The following is a 23,197-nucleotide window of genomic DNA, read 5'->3' as shown; positions in this document are numbered from 1 at the left end:
TTAATTATATTATATGCGATACCCTAAGAAATATCAATAGTTTCCACAAAAAATTGATTGGTTGTATCTTATTATAACCCGTTACTTACCGTTTCAATAAACGCTCCCTAGAAGCTGTATCCAATACTATTTTATGAAAATCCAGCATTGCGTGCTCTTGCATCAGTTTCTCACCAAGTTTCACAAGAGGATTGGTTTCCCATTCCGAATCAATTCCTGTTTGATGATAGTATCTTGCATAAGCAAATCCCTCAGCTACCGCATCTGAATTTTCAAATATTCCCACTATTGCATCTGTAAACTGTACAATGATTGAGCTCCCAAAAATCCCCTGCAATTCTTCCGCATTCGCATCATCATATTTCTCTACATCAAAAGACAAAGAGAAATCATACGTATTCTCTTTTCCGTCTTCTGTTTCATAAGAAATTGTTCCAAAAATATCTCCCTTGCCAGACGGAAGTTCGATTGACTCTGAAAGCTCTAATTCATATTCAATGTTATTGAACACTGTCGTTGCTTCAAACATTTGTGATATACAGGTACCTTCTTTTTCATAAATATCTTTCTGTAAAAAGGAAATAGGATTATACTCCATATTTTCCCATATCTGTTTTCCCTCCACTGTCCGTTTACACAAGGAATCTAAAAGCAACATCATTGTTTCCTGATCTATTTCTTCATATACGTTCATAGTCAGCCTCCTTTTTCTTTGGATAGTCCACAAAAGCTCTGTAAGAGTTTATCTCAATTTCTAGTTACAACGTGATATTTAGTCAAATGACGTATGTACGCGCTTTCTTATAGTTGCCAATATTATATGGCGTATCTCCCAAAAATTCAATCAGAATATAAAAACTTTTACTCACACTATCCTGCCTTTACATCTTTTTTAGTCTATACCCTACATTGATCAATGTTTCTATAATATCATGCCCCATCTTTTTTCGTATCTTCCATACTACGTGTTCCACTGTTTTGTACGGAATCTGATCATCATAATAATTACTCTCCCAGACCGAACAATAGATATTCTTCTTTGGAATAACCCAATTTGGCCTTTGGGCTAAAAGATACAGAACTTCAAATTCCCTGGGCGTTAAATCTATTTCCTTTCCTTCGTAAATAACCTGATAGGACATTGGATTTAACTGCAGTTTTCCATCGCCCAAAACTACATTCTCTTTATATTCTGGAAAAACATACTTCATCTGTATGCCTCCTCTTGATTTATAAATTTCTAACTGTTCCCATTCCAGAAAGAAATACCGAACGAAATATCCAACATCCGGCACTTTTTTAGTTATTTTTACTTTTTACATAATTTCTATCTCTGCCATCTTTTCTATAATTGTGAACTTCCTGAAAAATTAACTCTCATTTTCTAAAAATAGTTTATTTCAGCCGTTTACAGTGAATTTTATATAATTCCTCGTAGAGTTAATTAACTCTCAGAATTTTACTTTAAATCCGATGGAAACATTGAAAACACTCAGTTGTTTCAATCGAGCGTTAATTTTCACAGAAGTTCACAATAATATGAATATGCTTCTTACTTTTCAGATTAGATATGTTCCGTTTTATGCAAGCGCCTAATTTTAAAGTTGTGCATATCCACCGAATATTCATCCTATAAATAATTGTTGGGAAATGTTAGAACAGCAGCATTTCTCTCTATTTCCAAAAGGAGAGTAGGCATCATGCATTACCCTTTATTTTTTAGGTTCTCTTGATTATATAAATCTTGATATACACTACAATTTTTCAATAACTCTGCATGTGTTCCTATACCTACTATTTTACCCCCATCTAATACAATTATTTTATTAGCATCCTGTGCAATTTTTACTCTATGGGTTATATATATTGCTATCTTATTTTTACTCACCTCAAAAAAACTCTTAAAAATTTTGGTTTCTGCTGTTACATCTAATGCGGAACTAGGCTCATCCAACAAATATAAATCTGCATTTTTATAATAGGTTCTTGCTAACGCTATTTTCTGCCATTGACCACCTGATAATTGACCTCCTTCATCAAACCAATTTCCTAATCCTCTTTTTAGTTCGTATCCTCTTTCGGTTTTTAAAAAATCAACGTTTGCTTTGCACAATGAATTTTTAATTTTATTTTCATCGACTTCTGTACTAATATCTCCTATATAAACGTTCTCTTCCAATGTACCTTCATACTTTAAAAAATCTTGAAAAAGAACAGATATACAATTCCTGTAACTCTTTACATCAATATTCTCCAAATCAAGATTATTAACAAATAGCTTCCCACTAGTAGGTTTATATAACCCACATAAAATTTTAAATAAAGTGCTTTTCCCAGATCCATTTTTTCCTACAATTGCAATCTGTTCGTTTGATTTAATTTTTAAATTAATGGTAGATAGTGCCATTTTACATTGAGGATAATCGAAAGATACGTTTCTTAGTTCAATTGTCTTTATATTATCTACTTTTGTACCACCTAACGCATTCTCCCCTTCTTTTATTTCTAAAAAATCTTTTAGTAATTGTATATATAAATTTGCGTTATAAATAGAATAAACATTAGAGGCAATGCTATTTGTAGCATTTTGCATCATGGACACAGCATTTAAATATGACATAGTGGTTCCTATCATTTTTTTCCCTACGTAAGCCAAATATATTGCAATAATCATTATAATTATACAAACTATATCTTGTATAAACGAAATAATCATATTTAAAACAGCTCTGGTTTTTTCAATTTCATTGGCTTGTTTTATGAAAGTTTTGACTAAGCTACAATATTTATCCAGCAAATATTTTTTTAATCCATATGCTTTTACCTCTTTAAATGCTGTATCATGTGTAAGTAAATATGTATAATACCACGCTTTTCTTTCTTTTCCACTGCGCTCATATCTCATTAGAAATTCTTTATTACCAACATAAATTTGTCCTATAAACATTAATATTGACACAGCAATCATTATAATCACAAGAATTGGATTCCATGAAAGTAGTATCATTGCGGCTGAAAATAACGAAACTAAATTAGATGCTAAGCCTAATACCCCTTGCATGGTCTGATATGGTTTATTTCCAATTTCTTGTTCTAAACGATTTATCATATCATATGTTTCTGTTCTCTCTAACATTTCCAATGATAAATCCCCACATTTTTTCATAAGAATGTAATTTATTCCATAAACTAAATGATTGTTTAAATTGTTTAAATTATAGCTTGCTAAATTCTGTAAAAGCGATTCCGAGATAATTAGCCCGAAATATAAAATCAAAAGATACACCACATATTGATATGATTGTGTCTTGTTTTGTATTTCATTTAACAACTGTTGCATTACCAATAAGGACGAAACAGGAAGAATTCCATTTATTATAGACAAAATAAATGCCAGAATAAATTTTGCTTTACATATTTTACAAATTAATCTTATCGTATAATAAATCAAAAAAATATTCCTTTTTATTTTTTTTAGCATGATTTTTCTCCTATATAGTGAAGGCGTAGCACATATAGTACTACGCCTTCGTTTTTACTACCTCTTAGAGAGTACTAGAACGGAATGTAGCAACAGCATTTACTCTGTTACCTGTACGATACTCTCCTTCGCCACCACAGCCACAGCCACAATGAACACAACCATCATCATTGCCTCTGTAACCTGCATATCCATCAGTACACATGCATGCTCTCGGCTGCACTCCTGATCCAGGTGTTCTTCCAATTGGATTTACAAACTTCATAACGATTCCTCCTTTCTTTGTAATTTAAATACATCTATGTAAATATAAACGTATTTACCTTTGTTAATGAATTTCCATTTCATTATATTGTTCCAATTCGCTTGGATTTGCCTCCATTAATGCATGATATCGTCTTAAATTGTCTTCCAAATACTTTCTTTCGTTTCGACATGAATTATGTCGATATGAAAGATGTAATCCATTAGCATCGTAGCAATTAACATAACATAATGTACATAAATTAACTGCCCAACATTCTTTACAATACTCTTTTGCTTCTTCTATAAAGTCTTCAACATAAAGTTTCTTAATTTTTTCTTTATCAAATCCCTCATTCACATTGCCTAAACAAGGTATATTTCCTACTTTTTCACAATGTAAAAATTCACCTTTTGTAGTGACATAAATCCTTCTTTGTCCCGGCACGCAGCATCCATTCATTCCATACTGTTGAATAGGTGTTTCTGTCAACAAGCGTTTGTGTATAATCATCATTCCCTTATCCATATAACCATCCGTAAACAAAGTTTTTTCTGTATTATCTGGATTTGATTTATACACTTCTTCCCATTTCATTAAAGGTTCATAAAACTCTTCCATAAACCATCTATCTTCTTTTCCTTGCGGTAAAAAGTAATCACTCTCTGACGGTCCATGATCTACCGTTGCAGTCAAAATCATAACGTCTTTGGGAATCCATTCACTTTTTTCGATAAACTCCTGAATTTTTGTATACTGTTCAAGATAACCTGGTCCCGATACAACCATATTAAATCCAATCTTAGAACTCTTTCCTTCCTTATGGAATGCTTCAAATAGTTTTTTTGCTCCCATAACTGTTTTTTCAAAGCTACCTGTCCCATTAACCATAAGCCGATTTGCATCGTGCATTTCCTGAGGACCATCCAAGCTAATAATAATATTGAAATTATTTTTGGCAAAATACTCTGCGATCTTATCATTTACCAATGTTGCATTTGTAGTGATTGCAAAGGACATATCCTCGCCAAATAATTTTTTAGCATATTCAACTGCTCTTTCAATAAGTTCAAAATTTAGTAAAGGTTCTCCACCATAAAATCCAATGTGCCTATTTTCTGCATTTTGGGAATGCTCTTTTAAAAAATCAATAGCTTTTTTTGCAACATCCCATTTCATGTTTTCATGTCCGAACGCCCTGTATTCTGGATGAGAAGGATGATAAATACAATATTTGCAACGTAAATTACATTTTTCAGTAACTTCAAGAGTAACATTCTCAACCTTATTTTCAAGAATATCATCTAACTCTGTTACTGCATCACCTGTCAGCGTTTTTAATGGTGGAGCTTGTAAAATATGTTCATTTTCCATTGCCGACTTAATTTCTGAAATTGCATCCTCAAACTCACTTTTACTTAATTGAAGATTTTTAATATCTTCGACTGGCATTCCCTCCAATAAACTTTTCAGTACAATGTAAACGTTCGAATTTAATTTGGCAACTTTTCCAGTTCCTGTATCATAAAAATAATAATTTTTTTCTGTCTTAAAAACTTTACCCAAGCGCCCAATTCTTCCATTTTTTTCGATTTCAGATACCAGCGATTCTAAAGATATTTTTTTCTGCTCTTTCACTCTAAACACTCCTTTCATTTGGATTTTTTATTATGAACCGATTATATCAATAAATCCCCCAAAATATATTTTGATGTAACAATTTCGATACTTGATGTAATAAATCCTCTATACTTTATGAATATAGCCCTTTTTCCTTATATTTACATCTGGTGCCTACAATAAGTTCGAACTGTAAGAAATAAGAAAACAGGAATCTCAATCAATGCGGAAATTAATATAGTATACGGTGTCCAAAAACTCATTCCCCCAATATGTAGGTAATTAAAATTGATAAGTTGATACAGAAAATTATTTTGCATACCAAGTCCCGCAGATGGAAAAATAGCTGAAATCCAATTTACCCCTAATGCTGTGTAAGCAAAAGTCGGAATAAGGACTATGCCAATAGCAATCAACAATACCGTCAATGTATCTTTGCATTTTGCTGATAAAAAAAAAGTACAGTAAACACAAGCTAAAACAGATATCAACCCTACTAACGAAATAACAATCTGCATCTGTGCTAAGTCCCAGTTTGGCAAGTTAATAATAGAAAACAACATTTGAACAGAAGATTGTAAACAATTTGTTCCAAATGTGATATCTGAAATTGCTAAGTGCAGTGTAATACACATAGTATACACAACCATCACAATCATACTGGAAGCCAATATCTTTGTAATAGCTAATCTGGTACGACCATGCTTTGCACAACGCAAAATACTATCCGCGCCTGATTGATATTCACCAGAAAAAATAGGCGTGATAATGGAAACACATAAAATTGCCAAAATCATAATATAAAGCTCAACATAGTCAAACGCATCTTTGGAATATCCTGCATAAAGTTGAAATGGCATATCGACTTTTTTATATTGTTCTAAGGCTTGTTGTTGTGCGGCCGGATGATTGCGTTGCTCATTCCTCATAACATCTGCCAGATGAGTTTCACATTTCTGATAATAATTTTGTGCAACATCTTCTGGATCAATATCCATAAGATCAGGTCCTATTCCAGTTAACGGATCAGCATATAGTTCTGGCAACGCTTTAAGCAATGGACGAATAGGTACAATCTGTTTAATACTGACAGAAAGCGGAAATGTGTCACTTTCCATAGGACCATATTCGTTTATCAAACTTTGATAAATTCTCAAAGCCTCACTCACTTTTTCTGGAGTAACTTCGCCATTTATAGCAGAATATAAATCACGCTTAAATTCGATTGCCTCCATACCATCAAGTTCTGTTTTTGTTCCATCTGGGTTTGGACGATTTATGGACTCAAAAGCAATCGGCAGATATGCCATAACAACAGACATAACCAGAGCCACAGCAATTAAGATAAGTGTGCGTCGTGATTTCAGGACACGCTTTACTTCTAAACAAAATAAACGCATATTATTTTTCCTCCCTTTCGACATCTTCTTGTGGAAACAACCATAAATACAAATCTTCCAAACGCGGCTCCGCAAGAATGGAACCCTCTACTTCGGAGTGCTCTGCAAGATAACGAATAGATATTTGATTATTGTCCTCGCCTCGCTGATTGATAATCCTCAGACGCATTTCATAGTCCATCATCTTATGAGCAGGAATCGCACAGCTCCATACTTTCCCCTCAATCTGTTTTACCAAATCGCTTGTTGTTCCCACATCAATAATCTTTCCAGCTTTCATAATCGCATTACGAGTTGCAATATATTCAATATCAGAAACAATATGCGTAGAAATCAACACAATACGGTCATGGGAAAATTCCGAAATGAAGTTTCTAAACCGTACTCTTTCTCCAGGGTCAAGTCCTGCTGTTGGCTCATCCATAACAAGAATTTTAGGGTCATTCAGCATGGCCTGTGCAATTCCTACACGACGTTTCATACCACCAGATAGTTGTGCAATTTTTTTTCGCTTCACATCAGAAAGGGTAAGAATATCCAACAGATAGTTGATTTTCTTTGTGGTTTCTCTGAGCGGCACATCCTTTAGTGCAGCAACATATTCCAGATAGTCTTTGACCGTAAAATCGCGGGAATAGCCAAAATCTTGTGGCAAAAAGCCAAAGATATTGCGATAATCTGCTCCCATTTTATGAATGTCTTTCCCATCCAAAGATATACGACCACTACTAGGTGTCATAATGTCTGCAAGTATTCGCATGAGAGTGGTTTTTCCAGCCCCATTTGCCCCCAATAATCCCCATACGCCAGTTGTTAATGTAAGGCTGACATCATCGACTGCAGTTTTATCTTTGAACTGTTTGCTGATGTGTTCAATCTTTAATTCCATAGGTGTACTCCTTTCTCTTAAACAAAAAACTGTCCTTGTTCAGTAACTATTGTACCGAACAAAAACAGTTTAATCTCAAAGATATGGAACAAAATCTCCTAAGAAATTCCTAAGATTTTACTTCTAAATGCCTAATCAGAAATGGGAAGCATAATCACAAAAGACACCATCTCATTTTCGCTAAACGCAGTAATGGTTCCACCATGTAATCGTATAATTTCCTCTGCAATCGACAGTCCTAATCCTGCACCGCCTGTATCAGAAAGGCGGGCTTCATCCAAGCGATTGAATTTTTCAAATATGCCAGAAATTTGTTCAGGTTCAATAGTCCGCCCATGATTTTCAAAGTTTATTTGAACGCTATTACCACAACGCTTTGCAGTTATAATAATCTCTGTATTAGGATAGCTGTATGCCGCTGCATTTTTCAAAAGATTACTAAAAACCCTTGCCAGCTTTTCCGGATCAGCATATACAACTAAATCATCATCAACCGTAAAAGCAGCCGAATTGCCTTTTGCAGATAAAGAGGGATATATTTCATCAACTACCTGTGCCAACAAACACTGTAAGTCTACCTTTTCTTTCTTTAACGAGACAGTGTGTGCATTATATTTTGTAATTTCAAACAATTCATTGATAAGCTTTTCAAGTCGTTCAGCCTTACTTAATGCAATTTGAACATATTTTTCTTTCTGTTTTTCAGGCATATCCGGTGCTTCGTGGAGTAAACTTAAATATCCAATCACTGTTGTTAGGGGAGTGCGTATATCGTGGGCCAGATACATAACAATTTCATTTTTCCTATCCTCAGCTTCTTTTGCTACCTGTTTGCTTAACAACACAGACAGTTTAATCTGGTTAAGTTGTTCCTCTAATTCTTTAAGGGGATCAGACAATGCTACAGGATGATCATTCTGCTCATAAACTGTCTGTGTTGCGGAAATAACTTCATCCAAATATCCCCATGGTTTTTTCCAGAAGTAATTAAATATACATACAAAACCAATGATTAGATAGAAAATAAAAATCATATCTATACGCCAGTATAGCCATGATAAAATTTTGCTATCGAATTTCGGAAAAATGAATTGTGCCAAAATATCCAGTCCTATACCAGTTACAGTATATAAAAATAGTACTAAATATAATTGTACTCCAAGCCGCTTTTCCGTAGTAAGTTGCTTTTTTTTCATAAGCACGCCTCCAATCAATTTAAAAATAAAAGAAGTGCCAACAGACCGATTATGAAGGTGCTCACAATTACAGCAATAACCAAAAATAATTTATCTGCTTTTTCTCGACTTTTTAGCAATCGAGCCACAATAGAATATAAAGCAATACCCAAAAGACCGCCTGCTGTGTTAGTAATCAGGTCGGTAATATCAGAACTACCAATAGCAAGTATATACTGTGTAATTTCCAGCAATAGACTTATTCCAGCAATTATCAATAATTTCAAATAGGATTTGCTCTTAAACAAAAGCATTTGCAGATATATGCCCATTGGGACAAAAATCAATAAATTTTCAAGAACTTCTTTTATGTGAAAATCTACTCCAATCTCTTTATCGTAATAAAATGGAATAATATTTATCTTTCTTACAGTGTCTAAATCATTGATATTGAATTGCAGCTTAAATAATATTATCCAAACCAAAAGTGCCAGATAAATCAAAAAAAGAACTGACACCCCAAATTTTCGCTTTCTTTTCATGGGTTCTCCTTTCAGATTTTATAACCTACTCCCCAAATTGTTTTGATATATTTCGGGGTATCAGAAGTATCTTTTAATTTTTCACGCAAATGTCGGATATGCACTGTGATAGTGCTGCTATTTTTTGAATAATATTCCTCTTTCCATACTGCATGAAATAAATATTCAATGCTTACAACCGTCCCGGCATTTTCCAACAAAACATTAAGAATTGAAAACTCGGTCGGAGTCAGCGACACATTCTCACCATCCAATAGACATTCATGTGTCTGCACGTTCAATCGTAATTTATTGTATGAAAGTTCTGGCTTTATTCCTTCTTCACTTGTAACGGATGAATATTTTTTGTAGCGTCGTAGCTGGGCTTTTACTCTGGCAACCACTTCCAAAGGACGAAATGGCTTTGTCACATAATCATCGGCACCTAATGTAAGTCCAGTAATTTTATCTGTTTCCTCAATTTTGGCAGTTAGCATAATAATGGGGTAAGTATATTTTTCACGAATACGCTGACATAAGGAAAAACCATTTATATCCGGGAGCATAATATCAAGAATAGCAAGATCTATATCGCCCTTTTCAATACAAGGTATTGCATCTTTAGCACAGTAATATTTATAAACAATGTAATTTTCATTTTGCAAATAAACTTCCAGTAAATTTGCTATATCCTTCTCATCATCTATAACTAATATTTTTTCGCACATACCATCATCACCCTCTTTCCATAATTTGAATTATAACAAATTTCCTTTATTTATTCATTATGATTTTCATTAAAAACTATTAAGATTTTCATAAGAACTTTTATATATACAAACACTTCTGCCTTTTCGTGCTATTTAATTATAATCCTATTAAGAATTCTTGATATCGTTATATAAAGCTCTATTACTTACCAGATGTTTTTTGTACAAGTCAACATCTATCTTAATTTCCTCTATAATTTTTTCTCTATCTTGTTATCCCATGTCCATTATCTTTCAAAGCAATTTTATGCTGACTGTCAGCCGCGGCATCCTTCTAAAATTGATTTTTAAGCTAAAAGGTATAAAAGCAAGCTAAAGTTTTCCCTTTCTTTTCTCAATATTATGTGTTAGTGATTTCATGAGATGTCACAAGATTGCTCACATCAGTTGACGCTCGTTTGGTTAACTTTCTGTCACCAGTCAGTTAGGCAATACCGCCTGTTTCCAGGCGGTACCTGCTTTATGAAGTTACCATCCTAAGCATCTCGTGTTCCACAACGAACTTGATCATATAATCATCGATTAATCGTTTCTGATTTTGAAACGCATACATCAAAGCTTTTTCACAGACACGGTTGATCATCCGTGGGATTCCTGCAGATGCCTTATGGATCTCATCCAATGCCTTGGTTGTAAATATCTCTTGCTTACATCCTGTACAGTGCATATCGATGCGTTGACGGATGACTAACTGTTTCTTCACACGCTTTCCTTTTGTATGCTGATGGCAGTATACAGGTTAATTCAGAGACAGGCAAGTAAATCAGTTGTTTGATGATTCATGAGGTCAACAACAATTATGGTATCTTTGTATTCCGAAAAAATATTCTGCATCTTTTCCTCCCACAACAGTCTTTTCTATATTTCTGTACAGTTTTACCATTTTAAATAAAAAACGCGGAAACAATAATATTTTATCATTCCCGCTAATTTTTCTCTTTTTCAACTTTATACTTTATGATGCCGATACATTGTGATATAAAAACGGTCAACGCTGTCAACGCAATCAAGGATAAATATTTTTTCATACCTAAAGCTGTACAACAGCCAGCAGCAATGAAAATAGCTCCTAGTATTTTACCTGTTACTTTTCGGCAATGTTCCTTTTCTTCTTTTTTCAACTCATGGTTAATGTTTTCTACAGGAGAAAGTTTCCATATACAAATGGAACTGACCAAAATAATCCCCCAAGCCACAAACAGCTCTAATGGATATTTGTTATTAATTTGCAAAATCATAACTTGAACAGTAACAGAGCATGTAAAACAAGCCTTAAAGCTATTCAGATGTACACCACCAGCATAGGTTCTTAAAAACATAAAAACACCTGTAGACACAAGGAATTCTGGGATTGTATGCAAGTATATCGCTATACTCATACAGACGAATAGGCAAATTAACATCTCTAATCCAATCTGAAATCCATATTGATATACTGCATACAACTCCTCTGAAACTGCACCGGCATCAATAACGTATCTTGTTATTTTTTCCGATAATTTTCCCATAAAATTAAAGTTTCTTCATTTTTTTCAATGCTTCTGGCATCTTTGGCTGATGATAAATATAACAGCAAGCACTGTCCGCTGACATTTTACCAAGTTTCAGAGATAAATTTGCTAATACTTTTGCTGGCTGATTTTTTAAATTTTTAGATTTCATAATTAAAATCTCCTTTCATTTGTTTACCAATACATTACTACAAAAAATCTCCCATTCGGTTCTCTTGTAAAAAAACCGAGTATTGATGTAATTTTTCCCAAAAAGGCAGAAAAAAAGAAGCAATGTTTCTCCGGTTCTTTCTCAACATTGCCTCTTTTTTGCTGATGTATGTTTTTTTATATACCAATTCCATAAAATCAGGTTCTCTATCTTTTTCTTATATTTTCGTGTGTTATCTATTGTTTCTATATAATCGTAAGCTCCTGCTTTCAGTATAGAAAAAATATCCTGTATTGATCCCCCTTCGCTAATAGCAAGAATAGGCGTTAAATGCCCCAAACTCCCTTTTATTTTTATAATAGCCGCAAATGCCCTTTCCCTCTCTATTATCTCTTTAGTAAAATGGAAAATCACAACATCTGCCGTTGGATATCTATTGTTTTCCAACTGTTGATAAGTACACCATTTTAATTGGTGTTTTTTCCCAATAATCCTTTCAGTACTGTTATACAGTTTCTCATCATCACTAAACAGCAATATTTTCACACTATCCATATATCAGTCCCCATACCGCATACCAAATTTATCTTTCCATTTTACCATTCTTTCCTTTCTCATTATTTTTTATGTAATTATTTCGAGTGTTCATGTAATTATTCCTGCACATTACTATATAAGACTATCCGAATTTTAAATTTTCCTGGTTCTGAATCCTCTATTACCACTGATCCATGATATTTTGCTACTGCCCGATACACAGAGGCTAAACCTACTCCATGATTTTCTGCATCTGACTTTGTAGATTTCAAGCGGTTATCTCTTGTTTTTAACAGCTTCCCTTTATAACTATTGTCTACGAACAATAATAGATTATTTTTATCAAATTTCATTTTGACATTTATATATTTATTTTCTTCAACCTTCTCTGCTGCTTCCACTGCATTTTCCAGTAAATTTCCCAATATCAGACTCAGATCAGCTCCTTTAAAAGGCATTATCATCGGAATACAAATATCCGTTTTAAAAATTATTTTTTTGTTTTGGGCAGTTACATACCAATATCCAATAAGTGAATCAATCACAATATTCCCACTATTCGATATTGAGGCAATCACCATACCGCCCTCTCCCATAATTTCTTCAATAAAACCTGTCATTTTTTCATATTCTTTATTTTCTGCATAAGCAAGAATGGAAATAAGATTATTCTTCATATTGTGTTTTATATCCCGCAACTGCAACATTGAAAGTTCTCTTTCTTGCTGATGACGTTCGCATAATTCCAGTTGCTGTTCATATACTGCTGCCATTCTCCTTAACCGCAAATCATCAGCCAACTTCATATAGACATAAAATATCAATATGTTCATACCAAGTAAAATAAGTACAGTAAATGTAGAGTTTATACGAGTACGTCCATTATTATTTGCAAATCCAAGCATAAATATATTGTTCATGATATAAATGCTTCCTGTTGGGATCAACACAAGTAAAATACTGTATCTGACCGGCAATTCCTTAATATCATCATCTGTGAACACTTTCTTTAATGCAAGAATTACTGCATTAAAAAATATTTTTGAAACAAAAGAGCCTACTTGGCGAACTGCAGCATATTGAGGGCAGTATGTTATCAAAATATAGTTGCACAGGGTTTCCATCAACATCCAAATCGCATTAAAGGTAATTACAAATACACCTTTGTTCCACCATCTACCTTCATAAGTCATCATAACTGCCAAAAACGTAAACATAATCGTCACAGCAATATTGATGTAGGCAGGAAAACTAATAATCGTTGTTATTCCAAATTGCCAAATCACGAACAGCGTTATACCGATCACCGACAAATACCTTTTTCTCTTACGAGCAAAAAATATATCGAAATAAAAAAAGAATAAATATACTGCCCAAAGGCAAAGCAATATATCTATCCCACACATTAATACCCTATTCGTCCACATAAAACGTATCCTCCATAGAACAATATTGTTCACTAATTATCTTTCTCCGGTCTTCACTGATTGAAATTTTTTGTCCATTATCCATTACTACAGAATCATAAGATTGTCCGGAGATATGTTTATAATTCACCAGAAAAGACTGATGAACTCGCAAAAAAGAAATTTTACATGTTTTAAGGGTTTCTTCAATCTCATTAAGTTTTCCGTACAGTTCAAGGATTTCTTGTTCCGTTACAATAAATATTTTTCGTTTGTTGCTTTCAAAATATAAAATATCCTTGATTGGTACTTTATGATTCATACGTTGATAACTATAGCGAAAATAAAAATCTTCACTATTAATGTCTTCATATACCGACTTAAAGCACTTTTCCATTATTTTATCTGTTACAGGTTTTACAAGAAACTGAAACGGTCTTACCTCAAAGGATTCCCTCATATAACTTTCATGGCTCGTAACATAAATAATTCGCACATTTTTATCGTATGTTCTAATTCTTCTAGCTGCCGAAATACCATCTTCTTTATCCATTTCTATATCCAGATAAATAACATCATACCTCTCACCTGCTGCGATAGCATCTGCTAAACTCTTTCCATTCCAGAATACTTCTATTTCAGTATCAACAAAATTTCTTTTAGCTATATCCTGGAGAAGTCTTTCGATTTTTCCAGTTATTTGAATATCATCATCACAAATTGCTATATTTAACATTCACTCCACTCTCTTCTGCATGTTTGCTGATTTTTTCTTCTCACTCGTTTTTTTTACTATTTGTATAATTGACCAAATCATCTCCTGATCACATGGATCTAACTCTTTATACACTTCCACTAAATCGTAATATTCGTCTAGTACTTCGTTCATTTTCATCTGCCCATTCAAATCTCTTTTTACATCTGAAACTCCCAGCAAATAATCTGTTGTTACATTGAAGTAAGCAGCAATCTTTTTCAGAATATCTACTTTTATTAACGTAACATCTCTTTCGTACTTACTCAACATTTGCTGTGTTATCCCTAATTCTACTGCAAGGATTTCCTGTATTAACCCTCTTTTCTCACGTAATTGTTTAATACGACTTTCCATAATTGCCTACCTCTTAATCATGTTGTACTATCATGCTACCCTATTTCATTCATAGCGATACAAATAATAGAAGTAATCAATTACGCAAAATATGCAAAATACGAAGACGAGCAGTGCAATCGCACTGCTCAAATCTTATTCATGTAGCCATATAAATGATGTTGTTGCGGAATATATTTCCTGATAAATAATATCCGCCATTTCACTTTCAGAAGCTTCTTTATTTTTTTCTCCTATTTCTCTTCCCACTTCATTGTTATGTAAGTCCATATCTCTATGTGCTGTTTTTGGATATCCATCTGATTCTGTTCCTGTAACATCTTTGTCTTCATGAGCAGTTGCAAATAACTCTGCCCTTTCTTTTCCTATTAAAACAGTCATTTCAGCATTCCAAATTCCATGACGAAAAGCATCACTTCTGTTTCCTAAACCATTTGTCCCAAATTTTGCCTCTGTCTGCGAAGTAGCAATATTTTTTGCTTTATTTACCTTTAGGGCATCAAAAGGATAACGAATACATAGTTTCTTTTCTGAATCTGTAAGCGCATTCCAAATATCTATAATCCCTCTTTCCACATCTTGATGATTGGCTTCCAAAAAAGACATGAGCATTTCTTCTGAGTAATCTGGGTGAGTAGCCTTAATGTTCTGGATTTCTGCAATCAATTTTTCAAAATCCTCTTCTTCTGCACCAATCAAATCACTTCTTTGCTGGTCATTTTCGCTTGCCATAACAGAGAATGGAAAAGCCATTATCACCACCAGCATTAGGCTGAATACTTTAAATAGTTTCTTCATAGAATATACCTCCAATCTCATATTATGATTATATTTTACCATATTTAATGTACTATCCCATCTACATGTAATTTTTTCGATTCGCTGTGTAATAATTCCCATAGAGGCATTTTCAAAAAAAAGAATGGCAGTATTAAACAACCGCCATTCCACTCTTCATATACTTTTTACCACAGTAAAATGCAACCCAACCGGTATCTTCCAAATTTACCCATTTTTAGCATTTTCTATCTTTATTTCACTTCTATTTTTACTGTTCCTGAAAAATCATTACCTACAATCCCGATATAATTACTGCCATCTGGTAATGTTATTGTATTTTCATAAGTACCTGTTGTTTTTATTAAAGTTTTAGGTTCATTGCTACCAGAAATAATGAATATTTCAGCTTCTCCTTTTGTTATTTCTAGGTTACAAAACAATTCAACCTGCTTCCCTGCCGCTCTTTCTATTGTTGTTCCTCCAAAAAGATATTCTGTATCAGAAAATTTTTTGTACTCTGCTTGATATGTCCCCGTATAATAATCTTCCCCATAATCTCTTTTCCCTTGCAGGTTTATATCATTGGTTAATTGTACTTCTCCCACCTTTTCGACTACTGCATTATATTTTTCCAACACCTCCTCTTTTGAACACCCAGACAATAACAAGCAAAACATTAGAATAAAGAAACAACTTTTTTTCACTTATAACCACCCTTTCTTTGGTTTGACTTTTTTTGTTTTTGTACGAGTTTTTTTGTTCTCCTTTTCTTTCATTGTTGCGACTAAAATTACAGAAATAGCAACAATAATTATCAAGCTACATAAACACAATGGAAAACTCCATTGTACGGATGTATCATAACTTCTATACCCAATTAATCCCAGACTTGCAGTAATAGGATATATATTAGCCAATGTCATATTTCCTGCTGCAAACATACCTCCATATCCATACACAAAAGCAACAATGACACCTATCATAAAGCCGCCTGATAGTCTGCTTGTTATAACAATAATTGGTAATACCGCTAGATACAAAAATAAATTTTCCAATGTTATTTGTACTAATCCTTGAATTACCAAATTTACTGTAAATCCAGGAAAACCAACTATACATTCTGCAATTAACGTAAATATTGTACAAATAAGCCCAAATAATATTGATAACATTGCACATACAATAAGTTTTCCTACCAACAACTTTTTAAATGAAATTGGAATGGTAATAATATTCTTCAAAACATCGTCTTTTTCTTCCCGCGATATAATATATCCAGCAATCAAAGCTATGCACATTGGGAAAATCATTGACATATTATTTTTGATTACCTGCTCTATTAAGTATCGAAAATCCCATACAGATCCATCATTAGCCATAGAAGTAAAAAGTGTCAATAGAACAGAGAGTAGCATAAGAGCTATCCCCGCCCATATAATATGATAACGTTTTAATTTCAATAATTCGGTTTTTACAATAGTCCTCAATTTTATTCCCCCCTTTTCTTGTACAAACAGTCAATTAATAGTATTGAAATTCCTGCCATAATCCCAAGAATTAATATTACTTGAAAAGTTGAAGGAATTAATCCATTCATTTGTTCAAGGTTCATATTAATTCCATGTCTTTTCATATCTCCAGCACTCCAAAATGTTGTAAGCGGCGTAGGAAGTAACCATAATATTGTCTTAGGTAATGCATCGAAAAGTGCTGTTGCACTCATATTTAAAACGCTATAAAAAATACATAATAAAACAGAGAAAACATAAGTACGACTAAAAAATACCACTATAACAATCAATGGTAATGTTCCTGCGGTAATAAATATTCCTGTTTCAACCGCCAGAAATATTTTGTATCCTAAACCGTATACATCTAACGTAAACATACCAACCAGAACTGTTGCTACCGTTGATGCTATGCAAAATACAACGCCTATAATAAATAGCACTATAATTTTTGCTGTAACTACTTGCGTACTGGATAATGGGATTGTTTTAATATTTTTAAATGTATCATTATCACGTTCAATAAAAAACAACATAGCAGCTACTACTCCGATAATACAGGGTAATAAAAATTGGATTCCATACCCCAATACCATATTGAATAGTCCGTCAAATGCGTCCGCTTTATCAATATATTGCTCCATCATAGCTGGTGTTGTCATTAAATAAGCCAATGGAAGCGGAAACATAAATGCAGCTAAAGTTACTAAAAGAATAAACTTTTTTCTTTTCAATTTTTGAAATTCAACCTTAACTAATTTAAGCAATTCCTTCACCTCCGGTCACCCTTTTAAAATAATCTTCCAATGTTTCTTCGCATAAATGAACTTCTGTAATTTCCAATCCTTGCTTTACAAAAACATAAGTAATTTCTGATCTAGGGATTGTTGTATTATATAATTGAAGTCTATTTTTATCACATATTTGAAAATCATCACATTCAAATTCTTTTCTTAAAATTTCCGCTGCGCGCTGGCTATCCGATACCATAAAATTGACATAGCGACTATTTTTTTTCGCCAATTCTTTCATACTTTCTTCTTCAAGTAAAATTCCCTTATCAATAATCCCTATATCATCTGCCAGTAATTCTATCTCTGATAATATGTGACTAGAAATCAAAATAGTTTTTCCCTGAACATCACATAACTCTCTAATAAACGAACGTACCTCTGCAATACCTATAGGATCCAAACCATTAATAGGCTCATCTAATATCAGCAAATTGGGATTGTGCATAACTGCCAATGCAATGGCCAGTCGTTGTTTCATCCCAAGTGAATATTCCGCAAATAACTTTTTATCACGATAGGGCAAACCGACAACTTCCAAAGCATCTCTTACACACTTACTTTTATTTAATCCTCTAAGCTCCGCAAAAATACGAAGATTTTCAGTCCCAGTCAAATTAGGATAAAATCCTGGTGATTCTATTAAACTACCTATATGCGGTAAAATATCTTTACTATTGGTTTCCATACTTTTCCCAAATATTTTTATGTTTCCCGATGTCGGTTTTGTTAATCCTAACAGCATTTTCATTGTAGTCGTTTTTCCTGCTCCATTACGTCCCAACAGTCCATAAATTCTTCCTTTTTTCACATGCAAGTTCATTGCAGAAACACTCTTTTGCTCTCCATACTGTTTTGTTAAATTATTGGTTTGAATAATATATTCACTCATTTTTTTATACCTCCTTTTTTTATACTGTAATTATATACCAACTACATTGAGATTTCCTTGAAGTAACCTTGAGGTAACCTTGAGATTTTCCTCTTTCTCTATACTTCTTTTTCCACAAGATGTATAATAATTTAAACTATAAAATTTTAGGAGATAAAAATATATGTATGATAAATTTATACTTATCGTTGATGATGAACAAGAACTACTCACCCTTATTAAAACAATCTTTGAAAGAGCAGGCTATACAAAAATAATGACCGCAACATCTGGAGAAATGGCTTTACAAATAATAAGAGAAACTCTACCTGACATGGTTATTCTTGATGTTATGTTACCTGGTATGGACGGATTTGAGGTATTGCAAGAAATCAGAGCCCTCAGTAAACTTCCGGTTCTTATGCTGACCGCCAAAGATGCAGCCGAAGATCGTTTTTCTGGTTTTGAATTGGGAGCAGATGATTATTTAATCAAACCATTTTTGCCTAAAGAACTATTGTTACGTGTTCAAGCTATTTTAAAAAGAAGTTATCCTACAGAGAAACGAATTATAGAATTAGAAAATTCTTTTATAGATATTGATAAGGCAGAAATACATCGTGAAAATAAAATTATTCCTTTGACTGCTAAAGAATACAATATATTATTAAAACTTGTAGATAATGCCAATCACATTGTAACAATAGGAACTCTTTGCCAAACTGCTTGTGGTGAAATGTGGCAAGGGTATGAAACTACCCTCATGACACACATTCGGCATCTTCGAGAAAAAATCGAAAAAAATCCTTCTTCTCCTGTTTCACTGCTAACAGTTAAGGGGCTAGGGTATAAATTGCTAGTGAAAGGAGTAAAATAATGAAGCTTGCCAAGCGTTTTTTTAAAAAATATCTTCTTTCCACCCTTATTATATTGATTTTATTTTTTGTACTAAATATTATTTTAATATGTGGGACTTTACTCATGGCATGGAATAATTCTACTGATCCAGATATACCCGTCCAAACCATTAGCAAAAATATCACGCTCAATGTAGATGGAACAATTTCTTCTACTGATTATATAGAAAATATTCTAAAAAATAAAAGTGCCTGGGCGATGATTTTAAACGAACAAGGAAATGTCATTTGGGAAAAATTTTTACCCGAAGAATTGCCAAGAACCTATTCAAATTTACAAATAGCCAAGTTTAGTCGGTGGTACTTACAAGAATATCCTGTTTTTATCCAAGAACATTCTGCCGGCTTATTGGTTATCGGGTGCGAACCTAATAGTATAACAAAATACAATTTTTCAATAGATATTAATTATATTCACAGCCTAATAGTCGGTATCTTTTTAATGATTTGTTTTAATATATTACTGATATTTATATTATTCTGGCGTAATACACATAAAATAGAAAAATCTATAGTGCCAATCATTGACGGTATTGACTCTATTGCTCAGGGAAAACCCATTACCCTTTCAGAAACAGGTGAACTTTCAAGTATAAATGCTGAACTAAATAAGGCTGGAAAACATCTTCTACAAAAAGAACAGGCGCGTGCCGAATGGATTAATGGTGTTTCGCATGATGTCCGGACACCTCTTTCTATTATTTTGGGATATGCTTCTGAAATCGAAAAAAATGAAGATGCTTCGCAACCTGTACAACTACAAGCAAGTATAATTCGTAAACAAAGCGAAAAACTCCGTAGCCTAATCGCAGATTTAAATTTAACTTCAAGACTAGAATACTCTATGCAGCCTTTAATAAAAACCAGTTTTTCTCCTGTGGAGATTGCCCGCCAAGTAATCATTGGCTTTATGAATGGACCAATAGACAACAAATATTCTTTTGATTTTCATTCATCATCTGATATGATTCCAGTATTGATCAAAGGAGATACGGAACTTTTTTCAAGAATGCTAAGCAATCTAATTCAAAATTGTATTAATCATAATCCTCATGGTTGTGAAATAACAGTTGAAATTTTAAAAGAAAATGATACCTGTATTATTTCCGTCATTGATAATGGTGGCGGTATGACTTCTACACAAATAGAAAAAATGAATAGTGGTATTTTTCCTAATAATATGTACAATTCAAATGGGGAGTCTGTTCATGGATTTGGTCTAAAATTGGTTTACCAAATATTAACCGCCCATAACGGAAATATCAAATATGAAAATATACTTCCTCATGGCTTAAAGGTCATATTAGAGATACCTATTGAACATATTGATCCGTATGAAGAAAAGATCTCTTAAAAGAACAGGTGAAAGCCATTATCTGACTTTCACCTGTTCTTAATTATTTACACTATCATAATATGCTCCCTTTAACTGAAGTAGTTCCACATGTGTTCCGGATTCAATTATTTTTCCTTTTTCAACTACGTATATTGTATCAGCATCTTGTATGGCATTCAGTCTATGTGTAACTACAATCTGGGTAATATGTAGTTGTTTCAAATTATTACATATTCTTCGTTCTGTAAGAGGATCTAAGTTGCTTGTGGCTTCATCAAAAATAATAACTTCCGGTTTCAGTGCCAATGCTCTTGCTATAGCAATACGCTGTTTTTGTCCTCCTGAAATGTTCTGTCCATTTTCTCCCACAAATGTATTAAGTCCCAATGGGAATTTTTCTATATCATCTTTCAGTTCTACTAAATCTAAATAATGATATATTTCCTCATCTGTCAACGTATTTGTAATATCCACGTTTTCTCTAATTGTTCCATTCATTGCCATTGGAACCTGAGTAACTATGGCAAATATCCGATCTATATCCTCTTTGCATATTTGTTTTATATCTTCCCCGTTTACTAAAATTTGTCCTTGATAATGAGAAAAGACGTTCAATAATAATTTTGTAATTGTAGTCTTTCCACTTCCTGAACTTCCTACAAATGCTATCTTCTCCCCCTTTTTTAGCATCATACTAACATTCTCTACATCTGGCTTCGTGCTTCCATAGTAAGAAAATGTTACTTGCTGCATTTCCATAGACTCAAATGAATTAATATGCTGAGTACCATTTTTACGGTTAGATTTATAATTCATTAACTCTTTTAAACGAATCATTGTTTCCTTTAAAACATTAATTTGAGGTACCACCAAAGATAGAGTTTGAAATGGACCTGTAAAATATCCGGCAAGTGTGACAAAGGCTATTAACGTTCCTAATTCCAACCTATTATCACAAACCAAGTATCCTCCTATAACGTAAAGTATCAATGAAGAAGCTATTGAAAAAGCCCCCACCACCGACTCCATAATATCACTTATTTGTACACGCTCACGTAATCTCTTAATTAAATGCTTATAATCCTGTTTCAGACTATCACTCAGCATATTCTCTATTCTCATGCACCTTATTTGCTGGATATTAGTCAAAGTTTCTACCATTCGTGCCTGTAATGCACTCTGATCTGCAATATAATTTTTAACCTTTATTCTAGCTTTTTGATTTAAAATCATTACTATTGTTATCTGTATAACAGTCATTACTATTATAACTGCAAACAATGGTATTGACTGTGTTATCATCATTATTCCGCAAAAAACAGCAGTAACCACATCTATCACTGTTGAAATTAGAGCTGTTGATATAAATTCGTATATATCACTGACACTATTAAAGCGATTTTCAATATCTCCTGATGAATGGCTTTCAAAATAACTTAAATCAATATCAAATATTTTATTCAGCATTAAAAATATAGTATCTTTGTATATATTATTCTGTAAAATAAGTATTACCCTTTTTTTAGCTAAATTTGCAAGTAAATAACTTAATGCCACTGATAATATCAGTAACGCATATTTTACAAAATTGAAGCCTAATGTATCATACGTTATTTCATTGACTATTTTTTTTATAATGAGCGGTGGAATCAATATAATTCCCTGTGTAACCAACGTTAGAATACTTGCCAGAAATAATTTGCTTTTATTTATAGGTATAAGAAAAGACTCACGTTTCTCACGTTTATAATTCTTTTCTGTTGGTCGAACACATACAAGTACATCTAAAAAATTCTTTTTAATATATGAATAATCAACCTTTTCTTTTCCTTTTAAAGGATCTAAAAGTATATATTTCCCATATTTTTTCTCCGCAACTACAACATAATGATTTTCTTTTGAACACATGATAATCGGTAAACATTTTATCAAATTTTCTTCGGTTTCGTAGTTTCCATACGCCTTGAATGAAAAATTATGTTCTTCCGTAATTTCTTTCATTTTTGCTAAAGACATACCATTTCTTCCAATACTTGTTGTAGCTTTTAATTCACTAATATCTATCTTATATTTATAATATTGGAAGATCATTGTCAATGCTGCTATACCACAGTCTGTTGTCCCCATCTGGCGAATCAATGGCACACTTTTTTTGTGCATAAATACACCTCCCTAGTA

The 23,197-nt window shown here is 33.0% G+C and carries 25 protein-coding genes; 2 read left to right on the top strand and 23 right to left on the bottom strand.

Going from position 1 to position 23,197, the window contains the following annotated elements; genetic code table 11:
• Positions 1–85: 85 nt before the first annotated feature.
• The 22 genes from OCV99_RS00965 to OCV99_RS00860 all read right to left on the bottom strand — a co-directional run bounded on the left by OCV99_RS00965 (position 86) and on the right by OCV99_RS00860 (position 18,787).
• Complete coding sequence (locus OCV99_RS00965) at positions 86–694, bottom strand: hypothetical protein (RefSeq protein WP_055056047.1); 609 nt, start codon at positions 692–694, stop codon at positions 86–88.
• 187 nt (positions 695–881) lie between these two features.
• The gene (locus OCV99_RS00960) at positions 882–1,211 is read right to left on the bottom strand and encodes a winged helix-turn-helix domain-containing protein (protein WP_055056048.1); all 330 of its coding nucleotides are present in this window, start codon (positions 1,209–1,211) and stop codon (positions 882–884) included.
• 494 nt (positions 1,212–1,705) lie between these two features.
• Complete coding sequence (locus tag OCV99_RS00955; protein ID WP_055056049.1) at positions 1,706–3,481, bottom strand: ABC transporter ATP-binding protein; 1,776 nt, start codon at positions 3,479–3,481, stop codon at positions 1,706–1,708.
• A gap of 64 nt (positions 3,482–3,545) precedes the next feature.
• Positions 3,546–3,686: an Apre_1838 family putative sactipeptide bacteriocin gene (locus tag OCV99_RS00950; RefSeq protein WP_242856411.1), complete on the bottom strand. Its 141-nt coding sequence runs from the start codon at positions 3,684–3,686 to the stop codon at positions 3,546–3,548.
• 123 nt (positions 3,687–3,809) lie between these two features.
• Positions 3,810–5,363: a radical SAM protein gene (locus tag OCV99_RS00945; protein ID WP_227159163.1), complete on the bottom strand. Its 1,554-nt coding sequence runs from the start codon at positions 5,361–5,363 to the stop codon at positions 3,810–3,812.
• 143 nt (positions 5,364–5,506) lie between these two features.
• Positions 5,507–6,745, bottom strand: coding sequence for an ABC transporter permease subunit (locus OCV99_RS00940; RefSeq protein ID WP_055056051.1), 1,239 nt, complete (start codon positions 6,743–6,745; stop codon positions 5,507–5,509).
• Position 6,746: 1 nt separating this feature from the next.
• Complete coding sequence (locus tag OCV99_RS00935) at positions 6,747–7,634, bottom strand: ABC transporter ATP-binding protein (protein ID WP_055056052.1); 888 nt, start codon at positions 7,632–7,634, stop codon at positions 6,747–6,749.
• Between the two features lie 131 nt (positions 7,635–7,765).
• Positions 7,766–8,830: a sensor histidine kinase gene (locus OCV99_RS00930; RefSeq protein ID WP_055056053.1), complete on the bottom strand. Its 1,065-nt coding sequence runs from the start codon at positions 8,828–8,830 to the stop codon at positions 7,766–7,768.
• Positions 8,831–8,844: 14 nt separating this feature from the next.
• Positions 8,845–9,351 (bottom strand): VanZ family protein, encoded by a 507-nt coding sequence (locus tag OCV99_RS00925; RefSeq protein WP_055056054.1) that lies wholly within the window; start codon positions 9,349–9,351, stop codon positions 8,845–8,847.
• A gap of 11 nt (positions 9,352–9,362) precedes the next feature.
• Entirely contained in the window at positions 9,363–10,058 is a 696-nt protein-coding gene (gene vanR / locus OCV99_RS00920; protein WP_055056055.1) for a VanR-ABDEGLN family response regulator transcription factor, read from the bottom strand.
• Between the two features lie 502 nt (positions 10,059–10,560).
• Positions 10,561–10,803: a hypothetical protein gene (locus OCV99_RS00915; protein WP_055056056.1), complete on the bottom strand. Its 243-nt coding sequence runs from the start codon at positions 10,801–10,803 to the stop codon at positions 10,561–10,563.
• Between the two features lie 223 nt (positions 10,804–11,026).
• Positions 11,027–11,608, bottom strand: coding sequence for an accessory gene regulator ArgB-like protein (locus tag OCV99_RS00910; protein ID WP_055056057.1), 582 nt, complete (start codon positions 11,606–11,608; stop codon positions 11,027–11,029).
• A 4-nt stretch (positions 11,609–11,612) separates the two neighbouring features.
• On the bottom strand, positions 11,613–11,762 hold the full coding sequence (locus OCV99_RS00905; protein ID WP_081019423.1) for a cyclic lactone autoinducer peptide: 150 nt from the start codon (positions 11,760–11,762) through the stop codon (positions 11,613–11,615).
• Positions 11,763–11,903: 141 nt separating this feature from the next.
• Positions 11,904–12,317 (bottom strand): hypothetical protein, encoded by a 414-nt coding sequence (locus OCV99_RS00900; RefSeq protein ID WP_026648511.1) that lies wholly within the window; start codon positions 12,315–12,317, stop codon positions 11,904–11,906.
• A 98-nt stretch (positions 12,318–12,415) separates the two neighbouring features.
• Positions 12,416–13,726, bottom strand: a complete 1,311-nt coding sequence (locus OCV99_RS00895; RefSeq protein WP_055056058.1) for a sensor histidine kinase — start codon at positions 13,724–13,726, stop codon at positions 12,416–12,418.
• On the bottom strand, positions 13,713–14,441 hold the full coding sequence (locus OCV99_RS00890) for a LytR/AlgR family response regulator transcription factor (RefSeq protein ID WP_026648513.1): 729 nt from the start codon (positions 14,439–14,441) through the stop codon (positions 13,713–13,715). Before OCV99_RS00890 ends, OCV99_RS00895 begins: the two co-directional genes overlap by 14 nt.
• Complete coding sequence (locus OCV99_RS00885) at positions 14,442–14,816, bottom strand: helix-turn-helix domain-containing protein (protein WP_055056059.1); 375 nt, start codon at positions 14,814–14,816, stop codon at positions 14,442–14,444.
• A 135-nt stretch (positions 14,817–14,951) separates the two neighbouring features.
• Positions 14,952–15,614, bottom strand: a complete 663-nt coding sequence (locus tag OCV99_RS00880; RefSeq protein ID WP_055056060.1) for a DUF6973 domain-containing protein — start codon at positions 15,612–15,614, stop codon at positions 14,952–14,954.
• A gap of 233 nt (positions 15,615–15,847) precedes the next feature.
• Positions 15,848–16,273, bottom strand: a complete 426-nt coding sequence (locus OCV99_RS00875) for a hypothetical protein (RefSeq protein ID WP_117467776.1) — start codon at positions 16,271–16,273, stop codon at positions 15,848–15,850.
• A 27-nt stretch (positions 16,274–16,300) separates the two neighbouring features.
• Positions 16,301–17,083 (bottom strand): ABC transporter permease, encoded by a 783-nt coding sequence (locus OCV99_RS00870; protein WP_055056062.1) that lies wholly within the window; start codon positions 17,081–17,083, stop codon positions 16,301–16,303.
• Between the two features lie 2 nt (positions 17,084–17,085).
• Positions 17,086–17,871, bottom strand: coding sequence for an ABC transporter permease (locus OCV99_RS00865; protein WP_055056063.1), 786 nt, complete (start codon positions 17,869–17,871; stop codon positions 17,086–17,088).
• Positions 17,864–18,787: an ABC transporter ATP-binding protein gene (locus OCV99_RS00860; RefSeq protein ID WP_055056064.1), complete on the bottom strand. Its 924-nt coding sequence runs from the start codon at positions 18,785–18,787 to the stop codon at positions 17,864–17,866. The genes OCV99_RS00865 and OCV99_RS00860 overlap by 8 nt, the downstream gene beginning before the upstream one ends.
• A 163-nt stretch (positions 18,788–18,950) precedes the next feature.
• Between OCV99_RS00860 and OCV99_RS00855 the strand changes: the two genes are divergently transcribed.
• On the top strand, positions 18,951–19,643 hold the full coding sequence (locus tag OCV99_RS00855) for a response regulator transcription factor (protein ID WP_055056065.1): 693 nt from the start codon (positions 18,951–18,953) through the stop codon (positions 19,641–19,643).
• Positions 19,643–21,037 carry a sensor histidine kinase gene (locus OCV99_RS00850; RefSeq protein WP_055056066.1) on the top strand — a complete coding sequence of 465 codons (1,395 nt, stop codon included), beginning with the start codon at positions 19,643–19,645 and terminating at the stop codon, positions 21,035–21,037. The genes OCV99_RS00855 and OCV99_RS00850 overlap by 1 nt, the downstream gene beginning before the upstream one ends.
• A gap of 39 nt (positions 21,038–21,076) precedes the next feature.
• On the opposite strand, the gene OCV99_RS00845 is transcribed toward OCV99_RS00850, so the two are convergent.
• Positions 21,077–23,179, bottom strand: a complete 2,103-nt coding sequence (locus OCV99_RS00845) for a peptidase domain-containing ABC transporter (RefSeq protein ID WP_055056067.1) — start codon at positions 23,177–23,179, stop codon at positions 21,077–21,079.
• Between the last annotated feature and the right edge of the window lie 18 nt (positions 23,180–23,197).

Source organism: Dorea acetigenes, assembly GCF_025567385.1.
GTDB lineage: Bacteria > Bacillota > Clostridia > Lachnospirales > Lachnospiraceae > Claveliimonas > Claveliimonas acetigenes.
The sequence above is the reverse complement of the archived record's forward strand: the minus strand, read 5'-3'. Positions and strand labels throughout refer to the sequence as shown.